This is a genomic window from Paraburkholderia nodosa, from assembly GCF_001718195.1.
GTDB lineage: Bacteria > Pseudomonadota > Gammaproteobacteria > Burkholderiales > Burkholderiaceae > Paraburkholderia > Paraburkholderia nodosa_A.
Genome location: NZ_MCNV01000042.1, coordinates 40,238 through 48,108 on the forward strand (window position 1 = coordinate 40,238; position 7,871 = coordinate 48,108).

Annotated in this window: 6 protein-coding genes and 1 pseudogene; 3 read left to right on the top strand and 4 right to left on the bottom strand. The window is 63.0% G+C overall.

Annotation, left to right across the window (positions count from 1 at the left end):
* From BFD71_RS36605 to BFD71_RS36615, 3 genes are read right to left on the bottom strand one after another with little or no spacing between them, the layout of a single operon-like run.
* The gene (locus BFD71_RS36605; protein WP_069269077.1) at positions 1-795 is read right to left on the bottom strand and encodes an ABC transporter permease; all 795 of its coding nucleotides are present in this window, start codon (positions 793-795) and stop codon (positions 1-3) included.
* Between the two features lie 19 nt (positions 796-814).
* A complete protein-coding gene (locus BFD71_RS36610) occupies positions 815-1,720 on the bottom strand; it encodes an ABC transporter permease (RefSeq protein ID WP_069269078.1) in 906 nt (301 codons plus the stop codon).
* On the bottom strand, positions 1,713-2,804 hold the full coding sequence (locus BFD71_RS36615; RefSeq protein WP_069269079.1) for an ABC transporter ATP-binding protein: 1,092 nt from the start codon (positions 2,802-2,804) through the stop codon (positions 1,713-1,715). Before BFD71_RS36615 ends, BFD71_RS36610 begins: the two co-directional genes overlap by 8 nt.
* A 321-nt stretch (positions 2,805-3,125) precedes the next feature.
* Here BFD71_RS36615 and BFD71_RS36620 point away from each other — a divergent pair, with 321 nt between their 5' ends.
* Both BFD71_RS36620 and BFD71_RS36625 read left to right on the top strand, forming a co-directional pair.
* Positions 3,126-3,989: an IclR family transcriptional regulator gene (locus BFD71_RS36620; RefSeq protein WP_069269080.1), complete on the top strand. Its 864-nt coding sequence runs from the start codon at positions 3,126-3,128 to the stop codon at positions 3,987-3,989.
* Between the two features lie 498 nt (positions 3,990-4,487).
* Complete coding sequence (locus BFD71_RS36625; RefSeq protein WP_083245690.1) at positions 4,488-5,489, top strand: GNAT family N-acetyltransferase; 1,002 nt, start codon at positions 4,488-4,490, stop codon at positions 5,487-5,489.
* Between the two features lie 36 nt (positions 5,490-5,525).
* On the opposite strand, the gene BFD71_RS36630 is transcribed toward BFD71_RS36625, so the two are convergent.
* Positions 5,526-6,716, bottom strand: coding sequence for a glycosyltransferase family 4 protein (locus tag BFD71_RS36630; protein ID WP_069269081.1), 1,191 nt, complete (start codon positions 6,714-6,716; stop codon positions 5,526-5,528).
* Positions 6,717-7,405: 689 nt separating this feature from the next.
* Between BFD71_RS36630 and BFD71_RS36635 the strand changes: the two are divergent.
* Positions 7,406-7,871: pseudogene (locus BFD71_RS36635) on the top strand (hopanoid biosynthesis associated radical SAM protein HpnJ); the annotation flags it as partial.

A 7,871-nucleotide genomic window follows, 5' to 3' on the forward strand; every position in this document is an offset into this window, starting at 1 on the left:
TCAGTGCTGCCCGATCAGAATGCGGTTGAGCCCGTATACGCGGTCGAGCAGGAACATCGCACCCGCCGTGATGAAAATGACGAGCGCGGAAGCGGAGGCCATCATCGGGTCGATCGACTCGGTTGCGTACATATACATGCGCACGGGCAGCGTGACGGTTTGCGGCGAGGTCACGAAGATCGACATCGTCAGTTCATCGAAGCTGTTGATGAACGCGAGCAGCCAGCCGCCCGTGATGCCGGGCACGATCATCGGCAGCGTGACGCGGCGGAAGGTCGTCCACGCGTTGGCGCCGAGCGACGCGGCTGCATGCTCGATGCTGCGGTCGAGGCCGCTCACCGAGGCGAGCACGAGCCGCATGACGAACGGCGTGATGATGATCATATGCGCGAGGATCAGCCACGCGAACGAGCCGGTCGCGCCGATCAGCGCGAAAAAGCGCAGCAGCGCGATGCCCAGCACGAGCCCCGGAATCACGAGCGGCGAAAGCAGCAGCGCGTTGAGAAAGCCGCGGCCCGGAAAGCGCGCACGGCCAATGGCGAGTCCCGCGGGCATCGCGATGACGAGCGAGAGCGTGGCCGAGGCGAACGCGAGCTTGAGGCTGTTGAAGAACGCGGTGATGAAGTCGGGGTAGTCGAGGATCGCGCGGAACCAGCGCAGCGACAGGCCGTGCGTGGGGAGCGTCAAGGTTTCGTCGGGCGTGAATGCCACGAGAATGACGATGACGAGCGGCGCCAGCACGAACAGAATGACGAAACTATGGAACGTGAGGGCGAGCGGTCCGTTTTTGCGCATGATGTTGTGTCCTGGGGCCTTAGCCCATGCTGCGCGCGTAGCGCCGTTCGAGCACGCGGTAGTAGGTGAGCATCACCACGAGATTGGCGACGAGCAGCAGCACGGCGATGGTCGCGCCGAGCGGCCAGTTCATCGAGCTGAGGAACTGGTCGTACACGGCGGTGGCCGCCACCTTCAGGCGCCGGCCGCCCAGCAGGCCAGGAATCGCGAAGGCGCTCGCCGACAGGCCGAACACCATGAGGCTGCCCGAGAGAATGCCCGGCATGAGTTGCGGCAGCACGATGCGGCGCAGGGTGGTGAAAGGGGACGCCATCAGCGACAGCGCCGCGTTCCCGGTTTGCGGATCGAGCCTTTGCAGCGCGGTCCACACCGGAATCACCATGAACGGCAGCATCACGTGCACGAGCGCAATGACGATCGCGAAGGTCGTGTATTCGAGCTTGAAGGGGCCCGCGCCGAACAGAGCGAAGAACTGGTTCACGAGACCGTTCATGTTGAGCAGCATGCTCCAGCCGAACGCGCGCACCACCACGGAAACCAGCAGCGGCGCGAGGATCACGAGCAGGAAAAGCGAGCGCCATGGGTCGCGCATGCGCGAGAGGATGTACGCCTCCGGCGTGCCGATCACGACGCACAGCAGCGTGGTGAGCGCGGCAATGCCGAAGGTGCGCAGGAAGATCGTGTGAAAGTACGACGAGCCCAGCACTTCTACGTAGTTGTGCAGATCGAATGCGGCGATGGGGCCGCTCATCGGATCGAAGCGGTAGAACGTGAGCGCGAAGGTCATCGCGAGCGGCACGAGCACGAGCGCGGAGAACAGCAGCAGCGCGGGCGCGCTCATGAGCCAGAGCGGCACGTAAGCCTGCCAGCCCGCGCGCACCGTGGCGCGCGGGGCTGGCTGCGAAGCGCGGAGCGTGCTAGACACGGGCGCCCTCCCGATGGATGAAGCGGATCGCGTCGCTATGCCAGTCGATGCCCACCTGGTCGCCTTCGGCAAGCGGCTCGTTGCCCTCGTTCTGGCAGCACACGAGCATTTCGCCCGCGCGGCTGTCGAGCCGGTAGAGCCACTGGCTGCCGAGGAAGAAGCGGCTCGTCACGCGCCCGGCGAGCCGGCCCGAACCGCTCGCGCAGAGCTTGAGCTTTTCGGGGCGGATGCACAGCGTGATCGCGTCGCCGACACCCACCGCGCGGCCGCGTTCGGGGAGTTGCGCCGTCGAGCCCGTTTCGGCGAGATCGTGGCCGAGATCCACGCGGATCGTATCGCCTTCGCGCGCGACGATGCGGCCCGCGAGCATGTTGGCCTTGCCGATGAACTGCGAGACGAAGTCGTTTTCGGGCCGCTCGTACGCGCGATAAGGCGTGTCGACCTGGGTGATGCGGCCGCTTTCCATCACGACCACGCGGTCGCTGATCGACAGTGCTTCCGACTGATCGTGCGTGACCATCAGCGTGGTCGTGCCGATCTTGCGCTGAATGGCGCGCAGTTCGAACTGCATGTCTTCGCGCAGTTTGGCGTCGAGATTGGACATCGGCTCGTCGAGCAGCAGCACGGGCGGCGCGATCACAATGGCGCGCGCAATTGCCACGCGCTGGCGCTGGCCGCCCGAAAGCTCGCGCGGAAAACGCTGCGCGTAGGCGTCGAGGCGCACGAGCGCGAGCGCCTCGCGAGTGCGGTCCCGACGCTCGGCTTTATCCACACCGCGCATTTCGAGGCCGAAGCTCACGTTCTGCTCCACGCTCATGTGCGGAAAGAGCGCATAGCTCTGGAATACGATGCCGAGGCCGCGCTTGTTCGGCGGCATCTGCGTGATGTCACGCCCGTCGAGCGTGATGCGCCCGCGCGTGGTTTCCACGAAGCCGGCGATCATCTGCAGCGTCGTGGTCTTTCCGCAGCCCGAGGGGCCGAGCAGTGAGACGAACTCGCCTTTTTCCACCGACAAATTGACGCCCGCGACCGCCTGCAGGTCGCCGAACGATTTCGATACATCGGTCAGGGTGAGGAACGACATGGTGTGGCCTTCCAGTGCTTGGGTTGCGCCGGCACCCGCTGGGCGAATCAAGGTGCAGGGCGTTGAACCGACTGTAGCTAGCCAAATTTTTAGTCGTCAATTTAAAATTCCATCGAGCGATAGGAATCTGACTTATATTCCGTTTGATGGAATGTGGATGCGGCTTGCTGGCCGATCGTTTCGTCCGGTGAACTTCGGGAAATCCCTGAACAGGCCCGGATGCAAGCACGATGACGTTTGGTGGTCCAATCTGTTGGGCCGCGCGCCAATTCAGTCAGCTTTTGGCGGATATTCCGCTCTATGGAATCAACCGAGATCGTTATGACGTCAGGGGAAGAGAAAAGTGGAACGCCGGCCGACGACGCACGTGGCGCGGGCGTGTTGCAGCGCGCATTTGCGGTGATCCGCGCGCTGGGGGCAAGTCAGGCGGAAGGCAGTCGCGTGACCGCGCTCGCCAAGGCCGTGGGCCTGACCCAGGCTACTGTGCATCGACTGCTGCAGGGGCTGATCGCCGAAGGCGTGGTCGAGCAGGACGAAGGCACGAGGCGCTATCGGCTGAGCGTGGATTTTTTTGCGCTCGCGGCGCAGGCGGGTAATCCCAGCGGAATGCGCACGCTATGCCGGCCTGCATTGCTGCGCCTGTGCGCAAGCCTTGGCGACACCATTTTCCTGCTCGTGAAGAGTAGCTTCGACGCGGTGTGCCTCGACATGTGCGAAGGCCCGTTTCCGATCCGCTCGTTCACGGGCGATATCGGCGGGCGTGTAGCGCTGGGCGTGGGCCAGGGCAGTCTCGCCATTCTCGCGTTCCAGCCCGAGGCCGAGCGGGAAGAAATCATTCGGTTCAACGTGCCGCGCTTGCGCAGTTACGGCGTGCTGGACGAGGTGTATTTGCGCACGGAGATCGAGCGCGTGCGCAAGCTCGGCTACGCGGGGCGCAACACCGGCGTGCTCGAGGGCATGGCGGGCGTGGCTGTGCCGATTCTGGACCAGAACGGCTGTGCCGTGGGCGCATTGAGCGTGGGCACGCTGGCTGCTCGTCTCACGGAAGACCGGTTGCCGACGATCGTAGAACTGCTCAAGCGGCAGGCCGAAATCATCGGGCCGCAAACGAACCCGTTCGATGTGGCGGTGCGCCGCCCCATGCACGGGCTCACGCGAGCGATGTCGACGCAACCATTGGCTTGAGCGATGACGGCGGGTATTGATCTAGTCGAACGCATTCCTAACTAAATTACCTGATCGCGAATCGTTCTCGTTGAGCAATCGGTGTGCAAACGTTTACCAGGTTCGTGCATTGCTGCATTGCGAAATCGAACAGTATGATCGGACGAAAATTGACCAGGGGGATAACCTATCCGCATGCGTCTTGGTTTTGGCGTAAATAGGCAGGTGGCTATTCGTAGACTGAAGGCGACGTACGAAATGGCGGTTCGCCGCCATGGAGCGTCGCAATCCATGGCGGCGCGAGCAGGTGACGCCGGAACGAAAACAGGAGCGCCCGAAGCGTGGTCTCGCATGTCTTGCAGGACCCGGAAGGGACAAAACCACCCGCCACGTGAACTGTCACATTGAGTACATGCCGTTGCCACGTCGACGAGAAGTCATTGAGGAGCGTGGGTGCTGGGGGAGGTGGAGCGCATGTGTGATCCCGCGGCGCTTGCAGTCAGAATATACCGGTGATCGATGACGACCATAAACGACCGGACGTTGCCCGTTTTCGAGGCACCGGCTGCTACTGTTACGCCGGTGCCGGTACGCGCGGCGCCTTCGATCTTTCATGAGCGCTGGTGGCTCGACATCGCCACGCAAGGCGACTGGAAGCTTGCGGTGGTGAAGCAGGACGACGAGGTCATTGGCGAGATGCCGTACGCGATGCAACGCACGCGACTGTGGCGTGTCTCGCACCTGCCGCCGCTCACGCGAACGCTCGGGCCGGTCATCAAGTCCGTGACGGGCAGCGAGGCTCGCCAACTGCATCATGAACTCGACGTCACCGGCCAGCTGATCGAGCAATTGCCCGACTGCGACAGCTTTTTTCAGGTGCTCGACCCGCGCATCGACGACGCCCTCGCGTTCGCGCTGCATGGCTTTACGGTGACGGCGCGCTACACGTTTCGCATCGACCGGAACACGTCGGCCGACGAAGCATGGAAGCGTCTGAACAGCAAGACACGCAACGTGATCCGCAGCGCCTCCCGTGAATTGACCGTCGTGCCGGATATCGAGCCCGCCGAGTTCATCGCGTTCTACGACGCGAATCTCGCGGCGCGTTCGCGTACCAACGCTTATGGGGATGCGGTCATGCGCGACCTCGTCAACGCGTTCGTCGAGCGCAAGGCCGGGATGCTGCTCGGCGCCTATGGGCAAGGCGGGAAGCTCGTGGCGGCGGTCGGCCTCGTCTGGGACCATCAGGCAATGTATTACCTGTTGTCATCGCGCGCGCAGGACGCGCATAGCGGCTCGATCAGCCTGCTGCTGTGGAGCGGCATTGGCCGCGCGCTGGAGCGCAGGCTCACGTTCGACTTCGACGGCTTTTCGAGCCCGTCGACATTCAACTTCCTCAACGGATTCGGCGCGACGCTCACGCAGCGGCTGGGCGTCGAGCGCCACGGCACGGTGTATTTGCTGATGCGTACGCTTAAACGGAAAATTGCGCCCGGGCGCGTATTCGCCCCCAATCTATAGACGGCGGGGGCGTCGTGTGGCGAGCGATATCGCACGCTACACGAGTTCGTGCCGAGCGGGATCGCTTGCGCGACGGGTCGTGACCTCGGCAAGTTCCAGCGCGCTCGAGGCGAAGAGCAACGGGGTCCAGCGCCGGATCGTGCTTTGTGCGCCGGCAGCGAAACGTTCGCGCAGCGCGGGCTCGCCGCCCAGCTCGCCGATACGCTGCGCTAGTGTCGAGACGTCGCGCGGTTCGACCACGAAACCGTTCACGCCGTCGATCACCACTTCGCCAGCCACGCCGCATGTGCGCGTGACGATGGCAGGGCACCCGGCCGCGAACGCTTCGTTCACGCACAGGCCCCATTGATCGAATTCGCTCGCGAGGACGACGAATTCCGCGAGCGCGTAGAGATTCGGCATTTCCTGGTTGGCGAGTGAGTTGAGTATGGTCACATGAGACGTCAGGCCGAGCGAATCGATGCGCGCGCGCAGCTGCGCTTCGAGCGGACCCTGACCCACCAGAACGAGGCCGATATTTTCGTTGTACACCCCGGATTTGCGGTACGCGTCGATCAGCACGTCGACGTTCTTGCGCGCGACGAAGCGGCTTACGCACAGCACATAGCGCTGCGGCAGGCCGAAGCGCGATCGCACGGCCTCGGGGTTGACGCTCGCGGCCTGCGCGAGATCCGAAAAATAGTCGACGTCGATCACATCGAAACCAATGCGGGAACGCTCCTTCGGTATGCCAAGCGATTGCGCGTAACGGCGATGCTTCTCGCCCGCGACGAGCGCCCCGTCGAAGCGGCTCACGATAAAGCGCTTGAGCCGCTCCTTGGTGCGCTGGCGCAGTCCGTCGTCGGCCTTCGAATCCGACATGTAGATGAGCTTGAAGCGGCGCGTGAGATGTCTGAGGAAACAGAGCACCGCCGAATAGCCGGTGTTGTAGCCGAGCGTGATGACCACGTCGGGCTCGAAGTTGCGCACCTTCGCAATCAGGCGCGCGGTGTCGCGCGCGCCGAGACCGTCGCTGTCGGCGCCGTTCTCGACCAGCGTTTCCGCCATGCGCGGGCGGTTCGCGAAGAATGCCGCGCGGCGTTCCTGAGGAAAGCCGTAGACGCCCGAGCGCGCAAAGACCTCGAGCAGCGCCACCTGGTGGCCGCGACTGGAGGCCGCGCTGACGAGTGCCTCGTAGCGAGGGACGTGATAGTCGCCCAGGTTGCCGATGACGAAGAGGATACGCATGGACAATGACGGCTCGCGGTGGCGCTTGGTTGAGCAGGCAGCGCACCACGGGTGCCTGGTCTGCATGAAATCCCGGACAGTCGTCCAGACCTGCCGGGCAGCGTTGGCTGCGCCAAACCGCTCGCATAATCGCGGCGGGGACCCGCAGTCGCGCCGTTTGCTGCATCGTAACCCGATTGTGTGAGGCGTTTTTACGTGATGTCGGTGATCAGCGAAAACTTGTCCGATATGGCGGAGGCGATGCAAAGCAGATGAAACCTTGCGGGTCAATCCTTCCGAGGAATACGCAAGGCGCTTGCACGAAATGGCACATGACTTGCATAGGTCGGGCCGATTGGAGCGATTTCCGGATGCCAGAGGGCGGGTTTGCGCATGGCTTGTAACCGATTGTCATCACAACCGACATCAATCGGTGCGGGGCGATGAAAACTGTCATATCAATGCGTCACACTGGAGGTTTGGCATGTTTCAATACGTTGGAAGAAGGGAAAGCGCTTAAGGTCAGCATCAGATTTTCGGCTTAATATCCTAGGGTTGACCCGTGGCGCTTAGTCCTTCATTTCGATAACAAACATGCGAACCGGAATGGCAATCGAAGGTTTTGCGTAATGCATTTCGAGGGAATTGCGCGGCGCTGGATCGAAGATGGCCAACCGGGTTTCACCATACTGCGCGGACAATCAAGGAATATGAAAACGCTGTTTCTGCAGGCCCCGTCGTATGACGGCTTCGACGGTGGCGCGGGCTCGCGCTACCAGGCAAAGCGCGAGATCCGCTCGTTCTGGTATCCCACCTGGCTCGCGCAGCCCGCGGCCCTCGTGCCGGACAGCCGCGTGCTCGACGCGCCGGCCGACGGCCTGGGCGTGGAAGAAACGCTGAAGATTGCAGCCGCATACGACCTCGTCATCATCCACACGAGCACGCCGTCGTTCCCGACCGACGCGCTCTTCTGCGAAGACCTCAAGAAGCGCAAGCCGTCGATCGTCATCGGTCTGGTGGGCGCGAAGGTGCAGGTCGATCCGCACAATTCGCTCACGGCGAGCGAGGCGATCGATTTCGTCTGCCGCGAGGAATTCGACTTCACCTGCAAGGAAATCGCCGAAGGCATGCCGCTGGCCGAGGTCAAGGGCATTTCGTGGCGCGCGAAGGACGGCT